Genomic DNA, 26,035 nt, shown 5'->3' on the forward strand with positions numbered 1-26,035 from the left:
GCTGGCCTGAAGGCCAAGGGCAAAGCGAGCAAGGTGGCGCTCGTGGCGGTCATGCGCAAAATGCTGGTGATCCTCAACGCCCGTAAGCGAGACGCCGAGGTGGCCCTCGGCTGCCCCTGACAAGACAGTTGCTACTGCAGATCGCAGAATTCTGTCGAAGGCGGGGTGGGTCCGGTTGCGGGAGTGTCCGCGGCATGGATGCCGCGGCCAAGCCCCCAGGGATGGGTTTACGGCGTCTCCCGCAACCGGATCCACCCCGCCATCCCTCAGGACGCCAGCTTTTGCTTCGGCTGTTGCCTTGGCTTGAAGCCTCTGCAGGTGCAGGGCCGCAGGCCCTGCCGAAGCACCCTCACTCCGCAACGTGTTCGACCTGCCGTGGCTCCGGCTTGGTATCGGGCAGCTGCCAGAAGATCATCGTCGAGGTCAGGGTGATCGCGCCCACGCACAGGAACGTGGCATGCAGCGCGGCGGTGGCGCTGTTGCTGTCCAGGTGGTTGCCGAACGCGGCCAGCAGGCTGCCGGCCGCAGCAGCACCAAAGCCGGCGGCGAGCATCATCACCATCGACAGCAGGCTGTTGCCGGAACTGGCGAACTCACGGTCCAGATCGCGCAGGGTCACGGTGTTCATCACGGTGAACTGCAGCGAATTGACCGCGCCGAAGAACGCAAGCTGCAACAGGCGCCAGGCCAGGTGCTGGCCGGGTGTCATCAGGATGAAGCTGGCCATCGCCAGGCCCACCAGCACGGTGTTGACCATCAGCACGCGGCGGTAGCCGTAGCGCTCCACCAGCTTCACCGCCAGTTTCTTTGAGACCATGCCGGCGGCTGCCACCGGCACCATCATCAGGCCGGCGTTCATCGGGCCCAGGCCCAGGCCGACCTGCAGCAGCAACGGGATCAGCATCGGCATGGCGCTGCTGCCGATGCGCGAGAAAAGATTGCCGAGAATGCCGATGCGGTAGCTGGGTACGCGGAACAGCGCCAGCGAGAACAACGGCGCCGTCGAATTGGCAGCGTGCAGCCAGTAACCCACCAGCGCCGCCAGCCCTGCAACGGTCATCAGCATCACCAACGCGTGTGGCGTGCCCAGTCCGGAGATGCCGTCCAGTGCCAGTGACAGCACCACCATCGCGAAGGCCAGCATGATGTAGCCACGCAGGTCGAAACGGGTGCGATGGCTGGCGTAGTGGTCGGGCATGATCTTCATCGCGGCGATGAATCCGATCACGCCGATCGGCAGGTTGATCAGGAACACCCAGTGCCACGAGGCGATCTCCACCAGCCAGCCGCCCAGCGTGGGGCCGATCAGCGGGCCGACCAGGGCCGGGATGGCGATGAAGCTCATCGCGCGCAGGAAATCCTCGCGCGGCACTGATCGCATCACTGCCAGCCGGCCGACCGGCAGCAGCATTGCGCCGCCGATGCCCTGCAGCACGCGCGCACCGACCAGCTGGTGCAGGTGCTGGGCCAGCGCGCAGGCCAGCGAGCCGAGGGTGAACAGAATGATCGCCACCAGGAAGGTGCGACGGGTGCCGTAGCGGTCAGCGATCCAGCCCGAGGCGGGAATGAAGGTGGCCACCGCCAGCGCGTAGCTGAACACCACCGACTGCATCTGCAGCGGGCTTTCGCCCAGGCTGGCCGCCATCGCCGGCAATGCCGTGTTGACGATGGTCGAGTCCAGCATCTGCATGAAGATCGCCAAGGACACCAGCCACAGCAGGGGGCGCTGGCGGTTGTAGGTCGATGGCGATGTGGACATGGGGTGCGGCCGGTGCAGCGTGGGGGATGCCATGATCGCGCACTGTGGGTCACGGCGCGATCAACATCGCGCCGCAACCGTATGCCGAATGCTCAGCGCTGGCTGTGCGCGTGCACCGCGTCGACCAGCACCTGCACGTGGGCCGGGTCCATGTCCGGCGACATGCCGTGGCCGAGGTTGAACACATGGCCCTCGCGCGAACCGCCGTTGCCGGCGGCGTAGGTGCCGAGCACCCGCGCTGCGGCTGCGGCGATCGCATCCGGCGAGGCGTACAGCGTGGTCGGGTCGAGGTTGCCCTGCAGCGCGACGCGGCCACCGGTGCGGCGCATCGCCTCGTCCAGGTCCAGCGTCCAGTCCAGGCCCAGTGCATCGGCGCCGGTCTGCGACAGCGCTTCCAGGTGCAGGCCGGTACCCTTGCCGAACAGGATCAGCGGCGTGCGCTCGCTGCCTTCGCCGCGCTCCAGGCCCTCGGCGATGCGCTGCAGGTAGCGCAGCGAGAACTCGCGGTACATGGCCGGCGACAGCACGCCGCCCCAGGTGTCGAACACCTGCAGCGCCTGCGCACCGGCCGCGCGCTGCGCGCCCAGGTACGCAATCACCGCGTCGGTGGTGACCTCCAGCAGGCGGTGCAGGGCCTGCGGATGGTTCAGCGCCATTGCCTTGATGCGCGCGAAATCCTTGCTGCCGCCGCCTTCCACCATGTAGCAGGCCAGTGTCCAGGGGCTGCCGGAGAAGCCGATCAACGGTACCTGGCCGTCCAGCTCCCGACGGATCAGGCGCACTGCGTCCATCACATAGCCCAGGTCCTGCTCCATGTCCGGTACCGCCAGCCGGGCGATGGCCGCTTCGTCACGCACCGGATGGCGGAACTTCGGGCCTTCGCCTTCAACGAAGTACAGCTCCAGGCCCATCGCATCGGGAATGGTGAGGATGTCCGAGAACAGGATGGCTGCGTCCAACGGGAATCGGCGCAGCGGCTGCAGCGTGACTTCGCAGGCGATCTCCGGGTTCTTGGCCATGGCCAGGAAGCTGCCGGCCTTGGCCCGGGTTGCGCGGTACTCCGGCAGGTAGCGGCCGGCCTGGCGCATCAGCCAGACGGGGGTGCAGTCCACCGGTTCGCGGCGCAGGGCGCGCAGCAGGCGATCGTTGCGGAGAGGGCTGGTCACGATGGGCATTCCTTGGACGAAAGTTGGCAGCGGCGTCAGTCGCCGTGCGAGAGGATCTGGAAGCCGCGATGCAGTTCGGCATCGCGGGCCTTCTCGAAGGCATGACGGGCTTCGTCAGCCTGCAGGAACAGCTCGCGCCGCAGCTGCGAGCGGTTGCCGACGCGGCCGCTCTCGCGCAGCAGCTCCCAGCCGCCGAACAGGTCCGGCTGCAGGCTCAGGCGCAGGAAGCGCGGTGCCTGCGCACCGGCATCGGGATGTTGCAGGTAGACGTGCATGGGCCGATTGTAGCGGGGCCAGGGTGACCCCGGCCGCAACGCGGTCGTGCCGGCGGCTGGCGGGCTTCCTCGTTGCTGACGTTGCCGGCCAGCGGCCGGCACTACCGGGCCGACAGGACCTTCAGCACCGCCGCCTCATCTACGTCCGGCACCACTTCGGCGCGGCCCATGCCGCGCCACAGCACCAGGCGCAGACGGCCGGCCACATTCTTCTTGTCCAGCCGCATGCGGCCGAGCAGGGCCTGCGGGTCCAGCCCGGCCGGGATCGACACCGGCAGGCCGAGCCGTTCCAGCAGCGCCTGCAGGCGTGCGCGATCGGCATCGTCGGCCAGGCCCAGATCGGTGGACAGCTTCGCGGCCAGCACCATGCCCACCGCCACCGCCTCGCCGTGGTTCAGTGCATCGCGGCCCGGGGCCGAGTAGCCCTGCTCGGTCTCGATGGCATGGCCGAAGGTATGGCCGAGGTTGAGCAGGGCGCGCTCGCCCTTCTCGAACGGATCACGCTCGACGATGGCGGCCTTGTGCCGGCAGCTTCGCGCGATGGCTTCGGCCAGTACCGCATCGTCGCCGGCCAGCAGCGCATCGGCATGCTGCTGCAGCCATTCGAAGAACACGGCATCACCCAGCGCGCCGTACTTCACCACTTCGGCCAGGCCGGCACGCAGCTCGCGCGGCGGCAGGGTGGCCAGCACACGGGTATCGGCGATCACCGCGCGCGGCGGATGGAACGCGCCGACCAGGTTCTTGCCGGCCGGGATGTCGACCGCAGTCTTGCCGCCCACCGACGAATCGACCATCGCCAACAGGGTGGTCGGCAGCTGCACGCAGTCCACGCCGCGCATCCAGCAGGCCGCGGCGAAGCCGGCGAGATCACCGACCACGCCGCCGCCGAGGGCGAACACGCAGGCGTCGCGGGTGGCGCCAAGCGCGGCCAGCGCTTCGATCGCACTGCCGAATTCAGCCAGCGTCTTGGAGGCTTCGCCCGCGGCCAGCACATGCTCGCCGACGATCAGGTCGGGGCGTGCGGTCAGAAGGGTCTGCTTCACGGCATCCAGATAGCGCGGGGCCACTTCGCTGTCGCTGAGCAAAAGCACGTGGCGGCCACGCACATGCGAGGCCAGCGCGGTGCCGTCGGCCTGCGCACCGGCGCCGATGGTGATGGAGTAAGGGCGGTCGCCGCCGACGGCGACCTGCAGCAGGGCGGGGGAAGTCATGGGGTCAGGTCCTGGCGCTGCCATTGCGTGGCCAGCTTGACCACCAGGTGGGCGGTCGCGTCGGCAGCGGTGTACGGGTCGGTATCAAGGGTGATGTCGGCCAGTTCGCGGTACAGCGGGTCGCGGTGCGCGGCCAGATCGTGCAGCACCTGCTCACGATCCGGGCGCTGCAGCAGCGGCCTGCCTTTGTCGCGGGCCAGGCGTTCCAGCTGCGCGGTCACGCTGACCCGCAGGTAGACCACGAAGCCGCGCTGGGCGATCAACGCGCGGTTGCCAGGTTCCAGCACCGCGCCGCCACCGGTGGAGACCAGCTGGCCGCGACCTTCCAGCACGCGGGCAAGCGCCTCGCGTTCATGGCTGCGGAAGCCGGCTTCGCCGGAGTGCTCGAAAATGGTCGGGATGCTGGCGCCGGCGGCATCGACGATGGCCTGGTCGACATCGACGAAGTCCAGCGTGAAGCGCTCGGCCAGGCGGCGGCCGATGCAGGTTTTGCCGGCGCCCATCGGGCCGATCAGGATCAGGTTCGGAGCAGGATTCATGCCCTGTGATGCTAACACCTCCGTGCCCTGGCCTTTACGTTCTTCACGTCAGGGTAGGCGTTCCTGCGGGGTCTCCCGCGCCAGCCGGAGTACAGGCCATGACGGTCGCCAAGGTCATCGAAATCACCGCCTCCTCGCCGAAAAGCGTGGAGGACGCCGTGCGCAGCGGTCTGAAGAAGGTCTCCGAGACGGTCAAGGGCATCCAGGGCGCCTGGGTGAACGAGACCAAGGTGGTGACCAATGGCAGCGGCGAAATAACCGAATGGCGGGTCAACCTGCGGGTGACCTTCCTGGTGGAATAGGCGCGCTCAGCGCACGTCCTGCACCTGTCGCTGGCCGTCCAGCACCACTACGTGGTCGGCCATGGCGGGCAGGGCATGCAGCGCCTGGCGGCTGACCCGCTCGTAGTACTGCACGAAGCGCTCCAGCTGTGGCCGGCTCATGCCGTGCCGGCCCGGCTGCGCGGCCTGCAGGTTCTGCTCCTGCTGCCAGCGCCAGCGCGGTACCACCGAGAAATCCGGCGGCTGCAGGAACCACAGGCGGTCGCAGCGCTGCCACAGCGCCGGGTAGTCGCGGGCCAGCGCCTGGTTGCACCAGCGCCGCCAGCGACCATCGGCGTCGGCTTCGCGCTCCAGTGCGTTCAACGGGCTGTCCAGCGCGTCGTCATCCTTCGCGGGGGTGCCCAGGAACCAGCCTTCGAAGACCAGCAGGTCCAGCGGTCGTTGCAGCTGCGGCCAGTGCGCTTCGGGCAGGCGTTCATCGGCCAGCTTGTCGAAGCGAGGCATCGCGAAGGGCTGGCGTGTGGCCACGGCGTCCAGCACTGCATGGGCCAACGGCAGGTCATGGGTGCCCGGCGGGCCTCGGGTGATCAGCAGCGGGTGCACCTGGCGGGCCAGACGCTGCCGCTGTGCGCGGGTCAGGTAGACATCATCGATGGACAGCGTGGCGGCGTTCAGGCCGCGCGACTGGGCGCGCGCCACCACCTGCGCGGCCAGCGTCGATTTGCCGCTCCCCTGCAGGCCGCTGATCGCCAATACTGGAACCGCTGCAGCGTTGCCCAGTGCATCGTCCAGCACCTGTTCGGCCAATGTTTCGGGGAATCCTTTCACCTGGGGCATATACGCAGCAGCGGCCATGCAGCCACAATAGCCCAATCCGTGTGAGAAGAACGCAATCATGAGCGACCTGTACGCCGAAGCCCTGTCCACGTTTGCCGGCCTGTTCGAAGAAGCCAAACAGAGCCGCGAGGTCGAGCCGAACGCGATGACCGTGGCCACTGCCGATACGCACGGCCGTCCCTCGGCACGTACCGTGCTGCTGAAGGCGTTCGACGAGCGTGGTTTCGTGTTCTACACCCACATGGACAGCCACAAGGGCCAGGAACTGCAGGCCAATCCGCAGGCCGCGCTGTTGTTCCTGTGGCGCAGCCTGCGCGAGGCCGGTATCCAGGTGCGCATTGAAGGCCGTGTCGAGCAGGTTGCCGATGCCGAAGCCGATGCCTATTTCGCCAGCCGCCCGCGCATGAGCCAGATCGGCGCGTGGGCCTCGCAGCAGTCGAAGACGCTGGCAACGCGCGAGGAATTCGATGCGCGCGTGGCCGAGGTCGAAGCCCGCTTCGAGGGCAAGGATGTGCCGCGCCCGGAGGGCTGGAGTGGCCTGCGCGTGGTGCCTGACCGCATCGAGTTCTGGTACGGCGCGCAGTTCCGCCTGCACGAACGCTGGTGCTATGAAGCCGGCGCCGAAGGGCGCTGGAGCAAGCGCCTGCTGTACCCGTAAGGCTGCCCGATGCAACGCCTGCCGCTGTACCGCGTGGTGGTGTTCGTGCCGTCGGCAGCACTGGGTGCTGTGAAGCAGGGCATCCTGGCGGTGGATGCGCTGGCGGCCGGCGACTACGAGCACGGCATGTGGTGGTCGGCGCCGGGCTTTGAACAGTTCCGCCCGCGCGTGGGTGCGTCGCCCGTACAGGGTGAGGCGGGGCGCACCGAAGTGGTCGACAGCGTACGCCTGGAATTCTGCTTGCCGCGCGATCCGCAGCGGCTGCAGCGCATCTTCGAACAGGGCATCGTGCCGCATCATCCGTGGCAGGTGCCGGTGGTGCAGGTGGAGGAAATCGAGCTTCTGCTGGCCGACGCACGGCGGTTGTAGAGCCGTGCCATGCTCGGCTGCTGCTCCGACGCATGAGGCAGTCGAGCAGGGCTCGACTCCACAAGAGCAGACTGTCGCAAATGGACCGGCTTGCTTCATCTGCGAGCAGGCCCATAACCGGCACACTCCGATGGATGATCTCGACTTCCGGAGTTGCCATGCCCTCCTGGCGTTGCCTGTTTGCGGTGCCGCCGCCGCGTCACGGCGTGGAAGCGTTCCTGCTGTTGATCGCCCGCATCGTCGCCGGGGTGATGTTCTGCGTGTCCGGCTGGAACAAGGTGTTCACCGATGCGGGCCGCGAACGCATGGTGCATACGCTGGTCGATGCGGGGATCCCGTTCCCGGTGTTCAGTGCGCCGGTGCTCGGCGGCATTGAATGGATTGCGGGCGGCCTGCTGGTGCTGGGCCTGCTCAGCCGGCCTTCGGCCCTGCTGCTGGCGGGGATCTGTGCGGTGGCGGCGCTTACCGATGGCATCGCGCGCATTCCTGCGGGACTGAGCGTGCCGGATTGGTTGAGCTGGTTCTTCTACCTGAGCGAAGTGCCGCTGGGTGTGTTGCTGTTGTGGATTGCCGCAGTGGGGAGTGGACGGTTCGCGATCGAAGCGCGTTGGGCACGCTGAGCGCTCCTCGTCCGCGCGCAGCCAGAACGCATCTGTAGCATTTGGTGTTTGCCGGTAGATCCACGCCATGCGTGGATGAGATGCTTGACGGAAGAGCGGTGCGAACCAAGGTTCGCACCCACCAGGCAACGAGTGGTTACAATCCCGCCGCGCGCAGCCAGCGCCAGAGTGTGGTGCGTGAGACGCCCAGCGCCTGCGCCATCCCCTCGCGGTCATTGCGGTGTTCCTGCAACAGCGTTTCCAACTGCGCACGCGGCGGCCGCTTGCCGTTGCTTTCCACCGGTAGCGCAGCGGCGCCCTCATTCACCAGCTCGGGTGCCAGCTGCAGCAGTCGCGCGGCATCAATCAGCCCTTCACCGGGTTGCCAATGGATGCGCAGCCGATCCACCAGATTGCGCAATTCGCGCACGTTTCCTGGCCACTCGGCGGTGGTCAGCACCGCCAGTGCCTCCGCATCCAGTGGCGCGTCGATACCACGCAGCTGGCGGAAGAAATGCTGCGCCAGCAGCGGGATGTCACCGCGCCGGGCACGCAGTGCGGGCAGGGCGATGCGCAGCGCGGCCAGGCGGTAATACAGGTCGCGGCGGAAGCTGCCGGCCGCCACGCGCTGCTCGAGCGACTGCAGGGTCGCGGCCACCACGCGAAGGTCCACCGGGGTCGGCTCGGTGGCACCGACACGCAGTACCTCGCGTTCTTCCAGCACCCGCAGCAGGCGGGTCTGCAGTGGCAGCGGCAGTTCGCCGATTTCATCCAGGAACAGGGTGCCGCCGTCAGCGGCCTCGACCAGGCCGACGCGGCCGCCACGGCGTGCGCCGGTGAAGGCGCCATCGCTGTAGCCGAACAGCTCCGCTTCCAGCAGCGATTCGCTGATCGCGCCACAGTTCAGTGCGACGAAGCGGCCACGGCGTCCGCTGGCGGCGTGCAGCTGGCGCGCCACCAGTTCCTTGCCGGTGCCGGTTTCGCCGGTGACCAGTACGGTGCTGTCATGCGGGGCGTACAGCGCGATCTGTGCGCGCACCTGTGCCATGGCCTCGCTGTCGCCGAGCAGGTCGTGGGCATCGCTGCGCGGTGCGGCACGGCGGCGCGGCGCGGGCCGGCTGCCGCCGGAGCGGGCCAGGGTCTGGGTCAGTTCCAACGCGTGCTCGAACGCTTGCCGTACCGAATCTGCCGAGTACAGCAGCACGCCGGGCAGTCCGGCCTGTTCGGCGTGGTCGATGGCCATGCCGGTGCCGACGATCACCTCGATGCCGTTGGCGCGCAGGTCGGCGATGCAGTCGCGGGCGTCCTCGCGGGTGACGAAGCGGCGATGCTCGATGTCCAGGCCGAAGCTCTGCTGGAAGTTGCTGAACACCGGCACGTCGCTGGCGTGGGTGACCAGGCCGATACGGCCGGCGATCCGCCGTGCGCGCGCCAAGGCTTCCATCAGGTCGAAGCCGTTGGCCTGGATCGGCACCAGCGGCAGCTCCAGCCGGCTGCGCAGCCAGGCCGCGTTGGAGCCGCCGGCGATGACCACGTCGCAGTGCTCGCGGCGCAGGCGCTGGCCGATCACGTCCACCGCTTCCTCGAAGCCGAGGTTGATCTGCTCGATACGCGCGCGGCGATCGAACTCGGGAATGACGTCGCCGAGAAGACCGGTCAGCCGCGAGACGCTGACGGTCCAGATCACCGGCCGACTGGGGTCGGCATCGGCGTGGCGCAGGGGCGAGCGGGGCAGGTACATGGCGGCGCGCGTTGGACGGGATGTTTCATGATACATCTGTTTCAATGTTTCATATGTTTCGCTGTTGCATGGGCGTCATTCCCGTGAAATCAACGGCTTGCAGCTTGGCATGGTGCTTGCGCTCTCTTTCCCGTACTTCAACCTGGATTGCCGCATGACCGCTTCCACTCCTTTCTCCGCCGGTGCCCGCTTCCGTGAGGCGCTGGCTGCCGAATCGCCGCTGCAGGTGATCGGCGCGATCAACGCCAACCACGCCCTGCTGGCCAAGCGCGCCGGCTTCCGCGCCATCTACCTGTCCGGCGGCGGTGTTGCCGCGGGCTCGCTGGGCCTGCCGGACCTGGGCATCAACACCCTGGAAGACGTGCTGGTGGACGTGCGCCGCATCACCGATGTCTGCGACCTGCCGTTGATGGTCGACATCGACACCGGCTTCGGCCCGAGCGCGTTCAACATCGCGCGCACCGTGAAGTCGCTGATCAAGGCCGGCGCGGCCGCCTGCCACATCGAAGACCAGGTCGGCGCCAAGCGCTGCGGTCACCGCCCGGGCAAGGAAATCGTCTCGCAGGGTGAAATGGTCGACCGCGTGAAGGCGGCTGCCGATGCCAAGACCGATCCGGACTTCTTCCTGATCGCGCGTACCGACGCCATCCAGGTGGACGGCGTGGACAAGGCCATCGAGCGCGCCATCGCCTGTGTCGAGGCCGGTGCCGACGGCATCTTCGCCGAGGCGGCCTACGACCTGGACACCTATCGCCGCTTCGTCGACGCGGTGAAGGTGCCGGTGCTGGCCAACATCACCGAGTTCGGCGCCACCCCGCTGTTCAGCCGCGATGAACTGGCTTCTGCCGGCGTTGCGATCCAGCTGTTCCCGCTGTCGGCCTTCCGCGCCGCCAACAAGGCCGCCGAGAACGTCTACCAGGCGGTGCGCCGCGATGGCCACCAGCGCAATGTGGTGGAGACCATGCAGACCCGCGAAGAACTCTACGACCGCATCGGCTACCACGCCTTCGAGCAGCAGCTCGATGCACTGTTCGCCGCCAAGAAATAAGCAGTACCCTGCACCATCAAGTTTTCGGAGGGAAACATGAACGATACGACCGCAACCCCGACCTTCAAGCCGAAGAAGTCCGTCGCCCTGTCCGGCACCGCCGCCGGCAACACCGCGCTGTGCAGCGTGGGCCGCAGCGGCAACGACCTGCACTACCGCGGCTACGACATCCTGGACCTGGCCAACACCAGCGAGTTCGAGGAAATCGCCTACCTGCTGGTGCACGGCAAGCTGCCGACCCGCGCCGAGCTGGTTTCGTACAAGGCCAAACTGAAGTCGCTGCGTGGCATTCCTGCTGCGGTGAAGGCGGCGCTGGAAGAGCTTCCGCCGTCGGCACACCCGATGGACGTGATGCGTACCGGCGTGTCCGTGCTCGGCTGCGTGGCGCCGGAGAAGGACGACCACAACCATCCGGGCGCGCGTGACATCGCCGACAAGCTGATGGCCTGCCTCGGTTCGATGCTGCTGTACTGGTACCACTGGAGCCACAACGGCCGTGCCATCGACGTGGAAACCGACGATGACTCGATCGGCGGCCACTTCCTGCACCTGCTGCACGGCGAGAAGCCGCAGGAATCGTGGGTGAAGGCGATGCACACCTCGCTGATCCTGTACGCGGAGCACGAGTTCAACGCCTCGACGTTCACCTGCCGCGTCATCGCCGGCACCGGCAGCGACATGTACAGCGCGATCTGCGGTGGCATCGGCGCGCTGCGCGGTCCGAAGCACGGCGGCGCCAACGAAGTGGCGTTCGAAGTGCAGAAGCGCTACGACAGTCCCGATGAGGCCGAGGAAGACATCAAGGCCCGCGTCGAGCGCAAGGAAGTGGTGATCGGTTTCGGCCACCCGGTCTACACCGTCTCTGATCCGCGCAACAAGGTGATCAAGGACGTGGCCCGCGAGCTGTCCGAAGAGCAGTCGAGCATGAAGATGTACAACATCGCCGAGCGCCTGGAATCGGTGATGTGGGACATCAAGAAGATGTTCCCGAACCTGGACTGGTTCAGCGCTGTCAGCTACCACATGATGGGCGTGCCGACCGCGATGTTCACTCCCCTGTTCGTGATCGCCCGCACCGCCGGCTGGAGCGCGCACATCGTCGAGCAGCGTATCGACGGCAAGATCATCCGCCCGAGCGCCAACTACATCGGTCCGGAAGACCGCGACTTCGTCGCCATCGACAAGCGCGTCTGATCCACCTGCCGTACCCATCCGGCCGGCCGCGTGCCGGCCGGGTGCTTTCGCCGCCGCACCGCCGGCACCCGGCCCGCCCCAAGTACTCCGCCAGCCCATGAATACCGATTACCGCAAGAACCTCCCCGGCAGCGCGCTGGATTATTTCGACGCGCGTGCCGCTGTCGATGCGATCCAGCCCGGCGCCTACGCCACCCTGCCGTACACCTCGCGCGTGCTGGCCGAGAACCTGGTGCGTCGCTGCGATCCGGCCACGCTCGGCGATTCGCTGAAGCAGCTGATCGAGCGCCGTCGCGACCTCGATTTCCCGTGGTTCCCGGCGCGCGTGGTCTGCCACGACATCCTCGGCCAGACCGCGCTGGTCGACCTGGCCGGCCTGCGTGATGCGATCGCCGACAAGGGTGGCGACCCGGCCAAGGTCAACCCGGTTGTGCCGGTGCAGCTGATCGTCGATCACTCGCTGGCGGTGGAGTGCGGTGGTTTCGATCCGCAGGCGTTCGAGAAGAACCGCGCGATCGAAGATCGTCGCAATGAAGACCGTTTCCACTTCATCGACTGGACCAAGCAGGCATTCCAGAACGTGGATGTGATTCCGCCGGGCAACGGCATCATGCACCAGATCAACCTGGAGAAGATGTCTCCGGTGATCTACGTGCAGGACGGCGTGGCCTTCCCGGATACCTGCGTGGGCACCGACAGCCACACCCCGCACGTGGATGCGCTGGGTGTGATCGCCATTGGTGTGGGTGGTCTGGAAGCGGAGAACGTGATGCTGGGCCGCGCGTCGTGGATGCGCCTGCCCGACACCGTCGGTGTCGAACTGACTGGCCGCCCGCAGCCGGGCATCACCGCCACCGACGTGGTGCTGGCGCTGACCGAGTTCCTGCGCAAGGAACGCGTGGTCGGCGCGTGGCTTGAATTCTTCGGCGAGGGTGCCGCGGCACTGACCATCGGTGACCGTGCCACCATCTCCAACATGTGCCCCGAATACGGGGCCACCGCCGCGATGTTCTACATCGACGCACAGACCACCGATTACCTGCGCCTGACCGGGCGCGAGGAGTCGCAGGTAGCGCTGGTCGAAAACTACGCACGCACCACCGGTCTGTGGGCCGACGATCTGGCGACCGCGCAGTACGAGCGCGTGCTGCGCTTCGACCTGTCCAGCGTGGTGCGCAACATGGCTGGCCCGTCCAACCCGCACAAGCGCGTGGCCACTGCCGAGCTGGCCGAGCGCGGCATCGCCGACGAGGCCAAGCTGGAAGCGGGCAAGGCCGAGCAGGCGCAGGGCCTGATGCCCGATGGCGCGGTGATCATCGCGGCCATCACCAGCTGCACCAACACCTCCAATCCGCGCAACGTGATCGCCGCCGCACTGCTGGCGCGCAACGCCAACGCGCGTGGCCTGCAGCGCAAGCCGTGGGTCAAGTCGTCGCTGGCGCCGGGTTCCAAGGCCGTCCAGCTGTACCTGGAAGAATCCGGCCTGCTACCCGACCTGGAACAGCTCGGCTTCGGCATCGTCGCCTTCGCGTGCACTACCTGCAATGGCATGAGTGGTGCGCTGGATCCGAAGATCCAGCAGGAAATCATCGACCGTGACCTGTATTCCACGGCCGTGCTGTCGGGTAACCGCAACTTCGATGGCCGCATCCATCCGTACGCCAAGCAGGCCTTCCTGGCCTCGCCGCCGCTGGTGATCGCCTATGCCATCGCCGGCACCGTCCGCTTCGATATCGAGAAGGACGTGCTGGGCGTGGACGCCGACGGCAACGAAGTGCGCCTGAAGGACATCTGGCCCAGCGATGCCGAGATCGACGCGGTGGTGAAGGCCTCGGTGAAGCCCGAGCAGTTCCGCAAGGTCTACAACCCGATGTTCAACGTGCGCGTGGAGCACGGCACCGCGGTCAGCCCGCTGTACGACTGGCGCCCGCAGAGCACCTACATCCGCCGTCCTCCATACTGGGAGGGCGCACTGGCCGGCGAGCGCACGCTGGCAGGCATGCGCGCGCTGGCGGTGCTGCCGGACAACATCACCACCGACCACCTGTCGCCGTCCAACGCGATCCTGGCGTCCAGTGCCGCCGGCGAATACCTGGCGAAGATGGGCCTGCCGGAAGAGGACTTCAATTCCTACGCCACGCATCGCGGTGACCACCTGACCGCGCAGCGCGCCACCTTCGCCAATCCGAAGCTGTTCAACGAAATGGTGCGCAATGACGACGGCAGCGTGAAGCAGGGTTCGCTGGCGCGCGTGGAGCCGGAAGGCAAGGTGATGCGCATGTGGGAGGCGATCGAGACCTACATGGAGCGCAAGCAGCCGCTGATCATCATCGCCGGCGCCGACTACGGCCAGGGCAGCTCGCGTGACTGGGCCGCAAAGGGCGTGCGTCTGGCTGGCGTGGAGGCGATCGTGGCCGAGGGCTTCGAACGCATCCACCGCACCAACCTGATCGGCATGGGCGTGCTGCCGCTGGAGTTCAAGCCGGGCACCACCCGGCTGACCCTGGGGATCGATGGCACCGAGACCTTTGACGTGATCGGCGAGCGTACCCCGCGTGCCGAGCTGACCTTGGTCATCCACCGCCGCGACGGCCAGGACGTGATCGTGCCGGTCACCTGCCGCCTGGACAGCGACGAGGAAGTGGCGATCTACGAGGCCGGCGGCGTGCTGCAGCGCTTCGCTCAGGACTTCCTGGAAGGTGCCAAGGTGGCGTGATAGCCGGCTGAATGCCCGCCCCCGGAGGCCGGGGGCGGGCTTGTCCGACACCAGAGCGGGGCGCACACTGACTTGGCAAAAACTGCCAAAGGAGGGTTTCATGGCCACCATGAACATTTCGCTGACCGATCCGCTCAAGCAGTTCGTGGACGAAGAAGTGCGCGAAGGGGGCTACTCCAGCACCTCGGACTATGTGCGTGACCTGATCCGCCAGCGTCAGCGCAGCAAGGCTGAAGAGCTGCTCAAGCAGCTGATTGCCGAGGGGCTGGCCTCTGGTCATTCGGCGCCTCTGGCGCCGGATCACTTTGACAAGCTGCGTGAGCGTGCACGGAACCGCAAGTGAAGCCCTCGCACTGGTCCCCTGCAGCGGTTCGAGATCTTGACCAGGCAGCAGCTTGGTATGCAGATCAGGGGGGAGAAGTGCTGGAAATCGGCTTCATCGATGCGGTGGAATCCGTTGTAAAGCTGATCGAGGCCCACCCGGGTGCTGGTTCCGCACTGCATGCGGGTCTGTTGCCCTCGCTGCCAGCGCCGTTGCGTTTTCATCCGGTTCGTCGCTTCAACGGCTACCTGATCTACTACGTGGAGCTACCTGCGCACGTTTCCATCGTGCGCATCTGGAATGCTTCGCGGGGCATGGAAGCACTGTTCGAAGACGAGAAGCTCAACCCCGATATTGGTTCGTCGCATCCAGGATACTGATCCATGACCTTCCTCCCGCAACTCCGTATTCCCGCCACCTACATGCGCGGTGGCACCAGCAAGGGCGTGTTCTTCCGCCTGCAGGACCTGCCCGAGGCCGCGCAGGTGCCGGGCGCCGCACGCGATGCGCTGCTGATGCGCGTGATCGGCTCGCCCGATCCGTATGGCAAGCAGACCGATGGCATGGGCGGTGCAACGTCCAGCACCAGCAAATGCGTGATCATCTCCACCGCTTCGGTGCCGGACCACGATGTGGACTACCTGTACGGCCAGGTCTCGATCGATACCGCCTTCGTCGACTGGAGCGGCAATTGCGGCAACCTCAGCACCGCGGTGGGTCCGTTTGCGATCGCCCATGGGCTGATCGATCCGGCCCGGGTGCCGCGCGATGGCCTGTGCACCGTACGCATCTGGCAGGCCAACATCGGCAAGACCATCATCGCCCACGTGCCGATGCGCGATGGCGAAGTGCAGGAGACCGGCGATTTCGAGCTGGATGGCGTGACCTTCCCGGCGGCCGAGATCCAGCTGGAATTCATCGATCCGTCCGATGACGGTGATGCGGGCGCGATGTTCCCGACCGGCAATCTGGTCGATACATTGGACGTGCCCGGCGTGGGCAGCTTCGAGGTGACCATGATCACCGCCGGCATCCCGACCATCTTCCTCAACGCCGCCGACCTCGGCTACACCGGTATCGAGCTGCAACCGGCGATCAACGAGGACAAGGGAGCGCTGGAGCGCTTCGAGAAGATCCGCGCCTACGGCGCCTTGCGCATGGGTCTGATCAAGAACCTGGAGGACGCGGCGACGCGCCAGCACACGCCGAAGGTGGCGTTCGTTGCACCGGCTCAGGACTATGTGTCGTCCAGTGGCAAGGCCATCCCGGCCTCGGCGATCGACCTGCATGCGCGCGCGTTGTCGATGGGCAAGCTGCACCACGCGATGATGGGTACCGCCGCCGTAGCGATCGGTACCGCCGCGGCGATTCCGGGCACGCTGGTCAATCGCGCCGCCGGTGGCGGCGAACGCGAAGCGGTGACGTTCGGCCATCCCTCCGGCACGTTGCGCGTGGGTGTGCAGGCCGGTCTCGTTGACGGCCAGTGGACGGTGACCAAGGCCATCATGAGCCGCAGCGCCCGCGTGCTGATGGAAGGCAAGGTGCGGGTACCGGCCGAGTGATGCGTTGGTAAACGCCAACCAAGGTTGGCGACTACCGGGCCGCAGAGATCGATTGCTTTGGTAGATGCCAACCTTGGTTGGCATGGTGCACGGGCAACCGTGCACCGCAACGAGGAGATCGAAGATGTCCGACAGCCACACCCCATCCAACGAGCGTGCAGCGTGGGATGCGCTGCTGGTGGACATCGTCGATTACGTGCGCGACGCACGCACCGACTCACCGCTGGCGTTCCAGACCGCGCACCACTGCCTGCTCGATACGCTTGGGTGTGGACTGGAGGCACTTTCTTTCCCGGCCTGCAGCAAGCTGCTCGGTCCACTGGTGCCGGGCATCAGCGTGGTCAACGGCGCGCGCGTGCCGGGCACGCACTACGTGCTGGACCCGGTGCAGGCCGCCTTCAATCTCGGCGCAATGGTGCGCTGGCTGGATTTCAACGACACCTGGCTGGCTGCCGAGTGGGGCCATCCTTCCGACAATCTCGGCGGCATCTTGGCTGTTTGCGACTGGCTGGGGCGCAACGCGCAGGCTCTGCGTCGTCCGCCGCCGACCGTGCACGACGTGCTGCTGGCGATGATCAAGGCGCATGAGATCCAGGGCGTGCTGGCGCTGCAGAACTCCTTCAACCGGGTCGGGCTGGACCACGTGGTGCTGGTCAAGGTGGCCACCACTGCCGTGGTCGCCCAACTGCTCGGGCTGGACCGCGAGCGCATGCTCAATGCGCTGTCGCTGGCCTGGGTCGATGGCCAAGCGCTGCGCACCTACCGGCACGCACCCAACACCGGCTCGCGCAAGAGCTGGGCGGCCGGCGATGCGACCAGCCGTGGCGTGCGCCTGGCCTTGATGGCGGCCAGTGGTGAGATGGGCTATCCCAGCGTGCTCAGCGCGCCAACCTGGGGCTTCGAGGCCGTGTCCATGCGCGGTCAGGCACTGACGCTGGGGCGACCGCTGGGCAGCTATGTGATGGAGAACGTGCTGTTCAAGATCAGCTACCCGGCCGAGTTCCACGGCCAGACCGCAGTGGAGGCCGCGGTCATGCTGCACCAGCAGTTGCGTGCGATGGGGCGGCGGGTCGAGGACATCGCGCACATCGCGATCCGGACCCAGGAAGCCTGCATCCGCATCATCGACAAGCAGGGCCCACTGCATAACCCGGCCGACCGCGACCACTGCGTGCAGTACATGGTCGCCATCGCGCTGCTGCACGGGCGGTTGACGGCCGAGGATTACGAGGACGACGTTGCCGCCGACCCGCGCATCGACGCACTGCGCGCGAAGATGGCCTGCCATGAAGACCCGCAGCTCAGCGCCGATTACCTGGACCCGGACAAGCGCAGCATCGCCAACGGCCTGAGCGTGCGCTTCACCGATGGCACCGAGCTGCCCGAGGTACCGGTGGAGTACCCGCTGGGCCACGCGCGCCGTCGCGAGGAAGGCATTCCGCTGCTGATGGACAAGTTCCGCCGGCACCTGGCCCACCGCTTCCCGACCAGCCAGCAGCAGCGCATCCTGGCCGCATCGCTGGACCCGGTGGCGCTGGCGGCAATGCCGGTGACCGACTACGTGGACCTGTACCTGCCGGGCTAGGGCGATCGGTAGTGCCGGCCGCTGGCCGGCAATTCCATCCAACCTGCCATGCCGGTTGCCGGCCAGCGGCCGGCACTACCCACACTTGGGGCAATTGCCGAAATCGCGTCAACACCTTGACGCGGCCTGCCTATAATGGCCGCCTCGATCAAGGAGTGACGACATGAGCGGTCCGGCACGGCGGAAGCGGTGGGGATGGGCGGCGGCGGTACTGGCAGGAGGCCTGTTGCTGGGCCTGGCCGGCTGCCGCAATGACAGCGGGCAGCTGCCCAAGGCCAGCGGTGAAGCCATCACCACCAAGGCCGAGCAGGTGAAGGAATTCACCCTGCTGCGTGCCTACCCGGACCAGAAGAATGACGGCCTGTCGCTGGCGCTGGAGTTCTCGCGCCCGCTGGTCGGTACCCAGGATTTCGACAAGCTGGTGCGCTTCGAAGAGAAGGTCGGCACCGACGACAGCAGCTGGACGCTGTCCGATGACGGCCTGACCCTGCGCTACCCGTTCGTCGAGGCCGGCAAGGAGTTCAGCCTGGTGGTCTCGCCGGACCTGCTGGCCGCCGATGGCAGCCGCCTGGGCAAGGAGCTGAAACAGAAGGTGTTCAGCGGCGAGCTGAAACCGGTGGTCGGCTTCGCCTCGCAGGGCAGCGTGCTGCCGGCCAAGGACAGCCGCGGCCTGCCGGTGGTCTCGGTGAACGTGCCGGAGGTCGATGTCGAGTTCCTGCGCGTGCGCGAGAAGGACCTGCCGACCTTCTTCAGCCAGTACCAGCGCGGCGGCCGCCGTGGCAGCTGGGAGCTGAGCAGCGACTACGAGCGCAGCCCGATCAACAAGCTGGCAGAGCCGGTCTACGTCAACCGCTTCATCCTGGGGGGCAAGAAGAACGAGCGGGTGCTGACCTACCTGCCGACCCAGGACATCAAGGAACTGCAGGAGCCGGGCCTGTACTTCGCCCTGCTCAAGCGCACCGGTGACTACGAAGGCGAGTTCGATACCGCGTTCTTCTCGGTCAGCGACATCGGCCTGCATACCCGCGCCTACAAGGACAAGCTGTTCGTCCATACCGCCGGCCTCAAGGACGGCGCGCCGCTGAAGGGCATCGACCTGCGCGTGCTCGATGCCAAGGGCGAGGTGGTGCTGAAGGGCAGCACCGACGGCAATGGCAACGCGCTGTTGAACTACACCCTTGATGCCACCCACGTGCTGGTCGCCAGCACCGGCAAGGACACCAGCTTCCTGCCGTTCAACCAGCCGGCGCTGGATCTGAGCGAATTCGCCGTGGCCGGCCGTGACAATGCGTGGTTCGACGTCTACGCCTGGTCCGGCCGCGACCTGTACCGCCCGGGCGAGACCGTGCGCCTGTCCGCCCTGCTGCGCGACAACGACGGCAAGCCGGTCAAGGCGCAGCCGGTATTCCTGCGGCTGAAGCAGCCCGACGGCAAGACTTTCCGCGAGACCCGCCTGCAGCCGGGCGACCAGGGCTACATCAACTTCGAGCAGGTCATTCCCGCCGAGGCGCCGACCGGGCGCTGGCAGGTCGAGTTCCGCACCGACCCGGCCAGCAAGGAAGCGATCCAGGGCATGACCCTGCGCATCGAGGAGTTCCTGCCCGAGCGCATGAAGCTGGACCTGGACAGCGCGCAGAAGACGCTGAAGCCGGGTGAGGACCTGCGCCTGCAGGCCAATGGCGCCTATCTGTATGGCGCGCCGGCCGATGGCAACCGCTTCACCGCGCGCATGGCGGTGGCCGCCGAGCAGAAGCCGGTGGAAGGCCTGCCGGGCTATTTCTTCGGTGACCCGACCCTGCAGCTGCCGCGCGAGGCCAAGGACGTGATCGATACCACGCTGCCGGGCAACGGCCAGCTGCGTGAGGACGTCGTGTTGCCGGAAGAGGCAGCCAAGGCCAAGGCGCCGATTGCCGTAGTGCTGTCCGGCAGCCTGTATGAAACCGGTGGCCGCACGGTCACCCGTACCCTGAAGCGGGTGATGTGGCCGGCCAACGCCCTGGTCGGTGTACGCCCGCTGTTCAACCCGGAGGACGGTGCCGATTCCAACGGCAACGCGCGCTTCGAATTGATGCGCGTGGATGCTGCTGGTACGCCGCAGCCGGCCAAGGGGCTGAAGATCACCCTGGTGCGCGAGCTGCGCGACTACCACTGGACTTTCAACGACAACCGCTGGGACTACGATTTCACCCGCCGTTTCGAGAATAAGGAAACCCGCACCGTCGATGCCGGCAGCAGTGCGGTCGCCTTCGATTTCCCGGTGGAGTGGGGCGAGTACCGGGTGGACGTGTTCGACCCGTCCACCGGCCTGACCAGCCGTTACCCGTTCCGCGCCGGCTGGAGCTGGGGTGATGACAACCGCGGCCTGGACGCGCGCCCTGACAAGATCAAGCTGGGCCTGGACAAGACCGGCTACAAGGCAGGCGACACGCTAGAGGTGACGGTGACCCCGCCGCACGCCGGCAAGGGCATCCTGATGGTCGAGACCGACCGCATGCTGTACGTGCAGGACATCGACGCCAAGCCGGGTTCGACCTTCAAGATTCCGGTCACCGCTGACTGGGAGCGCCACGACGTCTACATCACCGCGCTGGTGTTCCGCGGCGGCAGTGCGCCGAGCAAGATCACCCCGGCCCGTGCGGTGGGCGTGGTGCACGTACCGATGGACCGCAAGGGGCGCACCGTGGCCGTCGGCCTGGCAGCGCCCAAGCAGATGCGACCGGAACAGGACCTGCCGGTGACGGTCAGCGCACCGCAGCTGGCCGGCAAAATGGCGCACGTCACGGTCTCGGCGGTGGACGTGGGCATCCTCAACATCACCCGCTTCCCGGTGCCCGATGCCGGTGCGCACTTCTTCGCCCAGCGTCGCCTCGGCATCGATGCCTACGACATCTACAGCCGGGTGATCGAGAGCTTTGACGGCGGTGCCGGCAAGCTGAAGTTCGGTGGCGACATGGCGCTGCAGGCGTTGCCGCAGGCCAAGCGCCCGACCGCGCGCGTGCAGACCGTGGACCTGTTCTCTGGCCCGGTGCAGCTCGATGCCAAGGGCATCGCCCGCATCCGCCTGAAGGTGCCGGACTTCAACGGTACCCTGCGGGTGTCGGCACTGGTCTACAGCGATGACCAGTACGGCAAGCGCGACGTGGAAACCGTGGTGCGCGCGCCGATCCTGGCTGAAGCCAGCATGCCGCGCGTGCTCGCCCCGGGCGACCGCAGCACCGTGACCTTGGATGTGCAGAACTTCACCGGCAAGCCGGGCCAGTTCAACGTGAAGGTGGAAAGCGAGGGCCCGCTGAACCTGGGCGAGGGCAGCCGCAGCGTGCATTTGAATGCCGACGCCAAGACCACGTTGAGCTTCCCGCTTTCGGCACGCGAGGGCCACAGCGTGGCCAAGGTGCGGGTGCGGGTGGACGGCAACGGCTTCAAGGCCGATCGCCGTTACGACCTGCCGGTGCGTGCGGCGTGGCCGCAGGTGCTGCGTTCGCAGGTGCGCACGCTTGATCCGTTGGCCGCGGTCAGCCTCGACAACAGCCTGACCGATGGCCTGATGGCCGAGTCGGTGAATGCGCGCCTGCTGGTCAGCCCGCTGCCGCCGGTCCCGTTCGCCAGTGCGCTGCAGGGCGCATTGAACTACCCGTATGGCTGTGCCGAGCAGACCACCAGCAAGGGCTACGCCGCGCTGATCCTGGACCAGGCGACATCGTCGATGCTCGGTGCCGACGGGCTGGATGCCAAGACCCGTCGCGAGCGCATGGAAGGTGCGTTTGGCCGCCTGGCGTCGATGCAGGTGGCCAATGGCAACTTCTCGATGTGGGGTGACGACGGCTACGTGAACCCGTGGCTGACCCCGTACATCACCGAGTTCCTGCTCGATGCCAAGGACGCCGGCTTCGCCGTGCCCGACAACGTGCTGCAGAAGGCACTCAACCGCCTCAGCGAGGATCTGCTGTCCGGTGGCAACCAGTTCTATGGCCAGGACGACCGCGAGAAGCTGAAGTTCGCCAACCAGGCGTATTCGGGCTACGTGCTGGCCAGGGTCAACCGTGCGCCGCTGGGTACCCTGCGCACGCTGTACGACAACGAGCGCAGCAAGGCGGTCGGCGGCCTGTCGCTGGTCCACCTGGGCGTGGCGCTGTCGCTGCAGGGTGATGCCAAGCGTGGCCAGGCGGCGCTGGCCGCGGCCTTCGCCAAGTCCAGCAGCGAACGCCCGTCGTACTTCGGCGACTACGGCAGTGCGATCCGTGATGACGCGCTGATGATCGCGCTGACCCACGAAAACAAGCTGGCCAAGCCGGCCTGGGATGCACGTGCGGTTGACCTCGGCCGCGGCCTGGATGCGCGCCGCAATGCCGGCTGGATGTGGCTGAGCACGCAGGAACAGGTAGCGATTGCCCGCCTTGGCAAGGCGCTTGCTGCCAACCAGAAGGCGCTGGTGGCCGGTGAACTGGTGATCGGTGGCAACACCGAAGCCATCGGCGAACGCAAGCTGTTCGGCCGCAACTTCAGTGCAAATGAACTCGCCAGCGGCGTGCGCTTCACCCCGCAGGGCCAGCCGCCGATGTTCGCCAGCATCGACGTGGCTGGCATCCCGCGCAGCGCACCGGCACCGGACAACAGCGTGCTGGGCGTCGAGCGCAGCTACTACGGCACCGATGGCAAGCCGTGGTCGCCGCGGCCGCTGAAGGAAGGCGAAGCCCTGATCGTGCGCGTCACCGTCACTGCCGACACCACGATGCCCGATGCACTGCTGACCGACCTGCTGCCGGCCGGCCTGGAGATCGAGAACTTCAACCTGGGCGATGCCAAGCAGTGGGCCGACGTGGTGGTCGATGGCATCACCATCAGCGACCGGGGTGAAGCGGCCGATACCAAGCACGAGGAATTCCGCGACGACCGCTACGTGGCCGCGCTGAAGCTCTCGCGTGGCAGCAAGGCCAACGTCTTCTACCTGGTGCGCGCGGTGACCCCGGGTACCTACTCGGTGCCGCCGCCGCTGGTGGAGGACATGTACCGGCCGCAGCTGCGCGGCGTCGGCCGCAGCAACCCGACCACGATCACGGTGGTACAGCCGTGACCGCGCGGACGGGCCGCGACGGCGCGGCCCGTCCAGCTGGCAAGCTCCAATGCGGCACGCTGCAATGACGAACACGATGACGACCCGGCTGGCGGCCCTGCGCCGCCGGCTGCAGCCGCTGTGGCCGTGGCTGCGCTGGGGTACGGCCGCCACGCTGGCGCTGCTGCTGGTGCTGGACTTCGCTTTCCCGCCGCCACTGCCGAAACAGCGCGATACCAGCACCCTGGTGGTGGCTGCCGACGGCACGCCGCTGCGTGCATTTGCCGATGCCGAGGGCGTGTGGCGCTACCCGGCTTCGATCAACAGCGTCTCGCCGCTGTACCTGCAGGCGTTGCTGACCTACGAAGACCGCTGGTTCTGGCGCCATCCGGGCATCAACCCGCTGGCGATCCTGCGTGCCAGCGGCCAGCTGCTGCGCGGCGGCCGCATCGTTTCCGGTGGCTCGACCCTGACCATGCAGGTCGCCCGCATCCTCGATCCGCATACGCGCACGCCGTGGGGCAAGCTCAAGCAGATGCTGCGCGCGGTGCAGCTGGAAGTGCATCTGAGCAAGCAGCAGATCCTGGCCCTGTATCTGGAGCGCGCGCCCTACGGCGGCACCATCGAGGGGGTGGAAGCGGCCAGCTGGGCCTACCTGGGCAAGCCGGCGGCGCAGCTGTCGCATGCCGAGGCCGCGTTGCTGGCGGTGCTGCCGCAGGCGCCGAGCCGGCTGCGCCCGGACCGTCATCCGGAAGCGGCGCAGAAGGCGCGTGACAAGGTGCTGTCACGCATGAACGAGCTGGGCGTGTGGACGGCGGACGAAGTGGAAGACGCGCGCATCGAGAACGTGGTGGCGCGCTCGCTGCGACCGCCGCTGCACGCCGCACTGCTGGCGCAGCGCCTGCACTCGGCGCATCCGGGCCAGGCACGCATCCAGAGCAGCATCGACATCGGCCTGCAGCGCACGCTGGAAGAACGCGTGGCCAGCTATTTCTCGACGCTGCCCGAGCGCACCTCAGCGGCGCTGCTGGTGGTCGACAACCAGACCCTGCAGGCACGCGCCTATGTCGGCACGCTGGCGTTCGGTGACCGCCAGCGCCTTGGCCACGTGGACATGGTGCAGGCCTGGCGTTCGCCGGGTTCCACGCTCAAGCCGTTCCTGTATGCGATGGCGCTGGACGATGGCCTGATCCATTCGGAAAGCCTGCTGGTCGATGCGCCGCAGAGTTTCGGCAGCTACCGGCCCGGCAACTTCGACATGGCCTTCAACGGGCCGATTGGTGCCTCCAGCGCACTGCGGCTGTCCCTCAACGTGCCCTCGGTGGACCTGCTGCAGCGGGTCGGCGCGGCGCGCTTCGCCGCACGCCTGTCGCACTCCGGCATCCAGCTGCGCTTCCCACCGGGCAGCTCGCCCAACCTGTCGCTGATCCTGGGCGGCACCGGCGCGCGGTTGGAAGACCTGGTTGGTGCGTTCGCTGCGCTCAACCGCAACGGCATCGCCGGCCGCGTGCGTTACACCGACGACGAGCCGATGATCGAGCGGCGTCTGGCCTCGCCAGGTGCCAGCTGGATAGTGCGCGAGATGCTGGAATCGAACCCGCGCCCGGGGTACAGCGTCGGTACGTTCGATGTCGGTGGCCGCCCGCGCGTGGCGTGGAAGACCGGCACCAGTTACGGGTACCGCGATGCGTGGGCCATCGGTAGTACCCGCCACTACACCGTGGGCGTATGGGTGGGCCGGCCGGACGGCACACCATTACCGGGCCAGTACGGCGCGGTCACTGCGCTGCCGCTGATGTTTGAAGTGGTGGACAGCCTGCCGCGCCAGCGTGGTGATTCTGCGGCCGCACCAATGCCGGCCAGTGTCAGCCAGGAGGATGTCTGCTGGCCCACCGGCGAACGTGCCGAAGGGCTGCCGGCGGCACTGTGCCAGCGGCGGATGCCGGCCTATCTGCTGGAGGGCGCGGCACCACCGACCTTCCCCGAGCGCGAGGCGCGGCGCTGGCAACCGGGGCGGCAGCGCTATCTGGCCGACGCGCGGACTGGTCTGCGTGTATCCGCTGATTGCCGTTTGCCGCATGAGGAAGTCGCGCGTGAGATCGCGCGTTGGCCGGCGTTGTTGTCACCGTGGCTGCCCAGGGCCACGCGCGAGGCCTCGCAGCTGCCAGCGCTGTCGCCGGACTGCCGTGATGATGGCCGCGAGGCCAGCGTTGCGCTGCACATCGATGGGCTCAACGATGGCGCCACGCTGGCGCGCGCGCCGAATTCGGAACATGGCGTACGCCTGCAGCTGCGCGCGCTGGGCAGCGAGCAGGCGGTGGACTGGTTGCTCGATGGACGCTGGATCGCACAGACGCGCGGTGCGCAGCTGATGCAGCGCGAGTTCGCCGAGCCGGGCGCGCACACCTTGACCGCGCTGGCGGCAGATGGCGCGTGGACACAGGTAAGGTTCAACGTGCTGCGGTAGGTGCCAACCTTGGTTGGCACGCGATGAATGCGCCCACCAAGGTGGGCATCTGCCAAGGCGTATGCGGGGCCGCTATTCCCCGATCCACCCATCCAGCAGGTCGGCGAACTCGTCGGCGTGCTCTTCTTCCTGCGCCAGGATCTCTTCAAGGATGCGCTTGGTGGTGGTATCGCGGTCACCGATGAAGTTGATCATCTCGCGATAGCTGTCGATGGCGATGCGCTCGGCCACCAGGTTCTCGCGCACCATGTCGCGCAGGTCGCTGCCTTCCTTGTATTCGGCGTGCGAACGCGCGGTCAGCGTATCCGGATTGAGGTCGGGCTCGCCGCCCAGCTGGACGATGCGCTCGGCCAGCTTGCCGGCATGCGCCTGCTCCTGCTGTGCATGCTCGAGGAACTCAGCCTTGACCGCGTCGGCCAGCATGCCCTTGGCCATGAAGTAGTGCCGGAAGTAGCGCAGAACGCAGACGTACTCGGTGGCCAGTGCGTCGTTGAGCAGCTTGATCACCACCTCGCGGTCAGCGCTGTAGCTGTCTCTGATCGCCCCGTCTTCGAGGTTGCGCCGGGCGCGCTCGCGCAGGGTTGCGCGATCGCTGATGCCAGGAACGTTCGCGGCGGGCTTGCTGGCTTTGGCTGGCTTGCTGGACATGGCTG

Annotated in this window: 21 protein-coding genes and 1 pseudogene; 14 read left to right on the forward strand and 8 right to left on the reverse strand. The window is 67.1% G+C overall.

The genetic code is table 11. The annotated features are described in order from the left end of the window. A pseudogene (locus AC5P60_RS19425) lies at nt 1–120 on the forward strand (IS110 family transposase); the annotation flags it as partial. A 229-nt stretch (nt 121–349) separates the two neighbouring features. Here the strand turns inward: AC5P60_RS19425 and mdtD are convergent. The 5 genes from mdtD to AC5P60_RS19450 form a co-directional block, all read right to left on the reverse strand. Next, nucleotides 350–1,759 (reverse strand): multidrug transporter subunit MdtD, encoded by a 1,410-nt coding sequence (gene mdtD / locus AC5P60_RS19430; RefSeq protein ID WP_010482759.1) that lies wholly within the window; start codon nt 1,757–1,759, stop codon nt 350–352. A gap of 92 nt (nt 1,760–1,851) precedes the next feature. Next, nucleotides 1,852–2,934, reverse strand: coding sequence for a uroporphyrinogen decarboxylase (hemE, locus tag AC5P60_RS19435; RefSeq protein WP_483693737.1), 1,083 nt, complete (start codon nt 2,932–2,934; stop codon nt 1,852–1,854). 26 nt (nt 2,935–2,960) lie between these two features. Then, nucleotides 2,961–3,200 (reverse strand): WGR domain-containing protein, encoded by a 240-nt coding sequence (locus AC5P60_RS19440; RefSeq protein ID WP_005410666.1) that lies wholly within the window; start codon nt 3,198–3,200, stop codon nt 2,961–2,963. A 101-nt stretch (nt 3,201–3,301) separates the two neighbouring features. Further along, entirely contained in the window at nt 3,302–4,414 is a 1,113-nt protein-coding gene (gene aroB, locus AC5P60_RS19445; protein WP_483693738.1) for a 3-dehydroquinate synthase, read from the reverse strand. Further along, nucleotides 4,411–4,953 (reverse strand): shikimate kinase, encoded by a 543-nt coding sequence (locus AC5P60_RS19450; protein ID WP_049431684.1) that lies wholly within the window; start codon nt 4,951–4,953, stop codon nt 4,411–4,413. The genes aroB and AC5P60_RS19450 overlap by 4 nt, the downstream gene beginning before the upstream one ends. Nucleotides 4,954–5,051: 98 nt before the next feature. Between AC5P60_RS19450 and AC5P60_RS19455 the strand changes: the two genes are divergently transcribed. Continuing rightward, nucleotides 5,052–5,255, forward strand: coding sequence for a dodecin family protein (locus AC5P60_RS19455; protein WP_005410663.1), 204 nt, complete (start codon nt 5,052–5,054; stop codon nt 5,253–5,255). 6 nt (nt 5,256–5,261) lie between these two features. Here AC5P60_RS19455 and AC5P60_RS19460 read toward each other — a convergent pair whose 3' ends face one another. Then, nucleotides 5,262–6,089: a kinase gene (locus AC5P60_RS19460; RefSeq protein WP_495201806.1), complete on the reverse strand. Its 828-nt coding sequence runs from the start codon at nt 6,087–6,089 to the stop codon at nt 5,262–5,264. Between the two features lie 40 nt (nt 6,090–6,129). Between AC5P60_RS19460 and pdxH the strand changes: the two genes are divergently transcribed. The 3 genes from pdxH to AC5P60_RS19475 all read left to right on the forward strand — a co-directional run bounded on the left by pdxH (nt 6,130) and on the right by AC5P60_RS19475 (nt 7,718). After that, a complete protein-coding gene (gene pdxH / locus AC5P60_RS19465) occupies nt 6,130–6,729 on the forward strand; it encodes a pyridoxamine 5'-phosphate oxidase (RefSeq protein ID WP_033835389.1) in 600 nt (199 codons plus the stop codon). 9 nt (nt 6,730–6,738) lie between these two features. Next, nucleotides 6,739–7,098, forward strand: coding sequence for a YqfO family protein (locus AC5P60_RS19470; RefSeq protein ID WP_065183421.1), 360 nt, complete (start codon nt 6,739–6,741; stop codon nt 7,096–7,098). Between the two features lie 158 nt (nt 7,099–7,256). After that, nucleotides 7,257–7,718, forward strand: coding sequence for a DoxX family protein (locus tag AC5P60_RS19475; RefSeq protein ID WP_049450979.1), 462 nt, complete (start codon nt 7,257–7,259; stop codon nt 7,716–7,718). Between the two features lie 136 nt (nt 7,719–7,854). Here the strand turns inward: AC5P60_RS19475 and prpR are convergent, their stop codons facing one another. After that, complete coding sequence (gene prpR / locus AC5P60_RS19480) at nt 7,855–9,438, reverse strand: propionate catabolism operon regulatory protein PrpR (RefSeq protein ID WP_088436312.1); 1,584 nt, start codon at nt 9,436–9,438, stop codon at nt 7,855–7,857. A 154-nt stretch (nt 9,439–9,592) separates the two neighbouring features. Between prpR and prpB the strand changes: the two genes are divergently transcribed. From prpB to pbpC, 9 genes are all read left to right on the forward strand, one after another. Next, complete coding sequence (gene prpB, locus AC5P60_RS19485) at nt 9,593–10,486, forward strand: methylisocitrate lyase (RefSeq protein WP_010482769.1); 894 nt, start codon at nt 9,593–9,595, stop codon at nt 10,484–10,486. Nucleotides 10,487–10,522: 36 nt separating this feature from the next. Then, nucleotides 10,523–11,680, forward strand: a complete 1,158-nt coding sequence (prpC, locus tag AC5P60_RS19490; RefSeq protein WP_005410655.1) for a bifunctional 2-methylcitrate synthase/citrate synthase — start codon at nt 10,523–10,525, stop codon at nt 11,678–11,680. Nucleotides 11,681–11,777: 97 nt separating this feature from the next. Beyond that, nucleotides 11,778–14,396, forward strand: coding sequence for a Fe/S-dependent 2-methylisocitrate dehydratase AcnD (gene acnD, locus AC5P60_RS19495; RefSeq protein ID WP_049404542.1), 2,619 nt, complete (start codon nt 11,778–11,780; stop codon nt 14,394–14,396). Between the two features lie 100 nt (nt 14,397–14,496). After that, nucleotides 14,497–14,739, forward strand: a complete 243-nt coding sequence (locus AC5P60_RS19500) for a type II toxin-antitoxin system ParD family antitoxin (RefSeq protein ID WP_049450973.1) — start codon at nt 14,497–14,499, stop codon at nt 14,737–14,739. Further along, nucleotides 14,736–15,098, forward strand: coding sequence for a type II toxin-antitoxin system RelE/ParE family toxin (locus AC5P60_RS19505; RefSeq protein WP_108270179.1), 363 nt, complete (start codon nt 14,736–14,738; stop codon nt 15,096–15,098). Before AC5P60_RS19500 ends, AC5P60_RS19505 begins: the two co-directional genes overlap by 4 nt. 3 nt (nt 15,099–15,101) lie before the next feature. Further along, the gene (gene prpF, locus AC5P60_RS19510; RefSeq protein ID WP_495201807.1) at nt 15,102–16,280 is read left to right on the forward strand and encodes a 2-methylaconitate cis-trans isomerase PrpF; all 1,179 of its coding nucleotides are present in this window, start codon (nt 15,102–15,104) and stop codon (nt 16,278–16,280) included. A gap of 124 nt (nt 16,281–16,404) precedes the next feature. Further along, nucleotides 16,405–17,865 (forward strand): bifunctional 2-methylcitrate dehydratase/aconitate hydratase, encoded by a 1,461-nt coding sequence (locus AC5P60_RS19515; protein WP_495201808.1) that lies wholly within the window; start codon nt 16,405–16,407, stop codon nt 17,863–17,865. Between the two features lie 163 nt (nt 17,866–18,028). Continuing rightward, nucleotides 18,029–22,936, forward strand: a complete 4,908-nt coding sequence (locus tag AC5P60_RS19520; protein WP_483693743.1) for an alpha-2-macroglobulin family protein — start codon at nt 18,029–18,031, stop codon at nt 22,934–22,936. Nucleotides 22,937–23,000: 64 nt separating this feature from the next. After that, on the forward strand, nt 23,001–25,382 hold the full coding sequence (gene pbpC, locus AC5P60_RS19525; protein ID WP_483693744.1) for a penicillin-binding protein 1C: 2,382 nt from the start codon (nt 23,001–23,003) through the stop codon (nt 25,380–25,382). Nucleotides 25,383–25,454: 72 nt separating this feature from the next. Here pbpC and AC5P60_RS19530 read toward each other — a convergent pair whose 3' ends face one another. Continuing rightward, the gene (locus AC5P60_RS19530) at nt 25,455–26,030 is read right to left on the reverse strand and encodes a ferritin-like domain-containing protein (protein WP_495201809.1); all 576 of its coding nucleotides are present in this window, start codon (nt 26,028–26,030) and stop codon (nt 25,455–25,457) included. Between the last annotated feature and the right edge of the window lie 5 nt (nt 26,031–26,035).

Source organism: Stenotrophomonas sp. YJH_SMC_120, assembly GCF_059368675.1.

What these genes read in the sequence shown, in the direction of transcription:
- mdtD (WP_010482759.1), bottom strand. Translation starts at nt 1,759, where the DNA reads ATGTCCACATCGCCATCGACCTACAACCGCCAGCGCCCCCTGCTGTGG.
- hemE (WP_483693737.1), bottom strand. Translation starts at nt 2,934, where the DNA reads ATGCCCATCGTGACCAGCCCTCTCCGCAACGATCGCCTGCTGCGCGCC.
- AC5P60_RS19440 (WP_005410666.1), bottom strand. Translation starts at nt 3,200, where the DNA reads ATGCACGTCTACCTGCAACATCCCGATGCCGGTGCGCAGGCACCGCGC.
- aroB (WP_483693738.1), bottom strand. Translation starts at nt 4,414, where the DNA reads ATGACTTCCCCCGCCCTGCTGCAGGTCGCCGTCGGCGGCGACCGCCCT.
- AC5P60_RS19450 (WP_049431684.1), bottom strand. Translation starts at nt 4,953, where the DNA reads ATGAATCCTGCTCCGAACCTGATCCTGATCGGCCCGATGGGCGCCGGC.
- AC5P60_RS19455 (WP_005410663.1), top strand. Translation starts at nt 5,052, where the DNA reads ATGACGGTCGCCAAGGTCATCGAAATCACCGCCTCCTCGCCGAAAAGC.
- AC5P60_RS19460 (WP_495201806.1), bottom strand. Translation starts at nt 6,089, where the DNA reads ATGGCCGCTGCTGCGTATATGCCCCAGGTGAAAGGATTCCCCGAAACA.
- pdxH (WP_033835389.1), top strand. Translation starts at nt 6,130, where the DNA reads ATGAGCGACCTGTACGCCGAAGCCCTGTCCACGTTTGCCGGCCTGTTC.
- AC5P60_RS19470 (WP_065183421.1), top strand. Translation starts at nt 6,739, where the DNA reads ATGCAACGCCTGCCGCTGTACCGCGTGGTGGTGTTCGTGCCGTCGGCA.
- AC5P60_RS19475 (WP_049450979.1), top strand. Translation starts at nt 7,257, where the DNA reads ATGCCCTCCTGGCGTTGCCTGTTTGCGGTGCCGCCGCCGCGTCACGGC.
- prpR (WP_088436312.1), bottom strand. Translation starts at nt 9,438, where the DNA reads ATGTACCTGCCCCGCTCGCCCCTGCGCCACGCCGATGCCGACCCCAGT.
- prpB (WP_010482769.1), top strand. Translation starts at nt 9,593, where the DNA reads ATGACCGCTTCCACTCCTTTCTCCGCCGGTGCCCGCTTCCGTGAGGCG.
- prpC (WP_005410655.1), top strand. Translation starts at nt 10,523, where the DNA reads ATGAACGATACGACCGCAACCCCGACCTTCAAGCCGAAGAAGTCCGTC.
- acnD (WP_049404542.1), top strand. Translation starts at nt 11,778, where the DNA reads ATGAATACCGATTACCGCAAGAACCTCCCCGGCAGCGCGCTGGATTAT.
- AC5P60_RS19500 (WP_049450973.1), top strand. Translation starts at nt 14,497, where the DNA reads ATGGCCACCATGAACATTTCGCTGACCGATCCGCTCAAGCAGTTCGTG.
- prpF (WP_495201807.1), top strand. Translation starts at nt 15,102, where the DNA reads ATGACCTTCCTCCCGCAACTCCGTATTCCCGCCACCTACATGCGCGGT.
- AC5P60_RS19515 (WP_495201808.1), top strand. Translation starts at nt 16,405, where the DNA reads ATGTCCGACAGCCACACCCCATCCAACGAGCGTGCAGCGTGGGATGCG.
- AC5P60_RS19520 (WP_483693743.1), top strand. Translation starts at nt 18,029, where the DNA reads ATGAGCGGTCCGGCACGGCGGAAGCGGTGGGGATGGGCGGCGGCGGTA.
- pbpC (WP_483693744.1), top strand. Translation starts at nt 23,001, where the DNA reads ATGACGAACACGATGACGACCCGGCTGGCGGCCCTGCGCCGCCGGCTG.
- AC5P60_RS19530 (WP_495201809.1), bottom strand. Translation starts at nt 26,030, where the DNA reads ATGTCCAGCAAGCCAGCCAAAGCCAGCAAGCCCGCCGCGAACGTTCCT.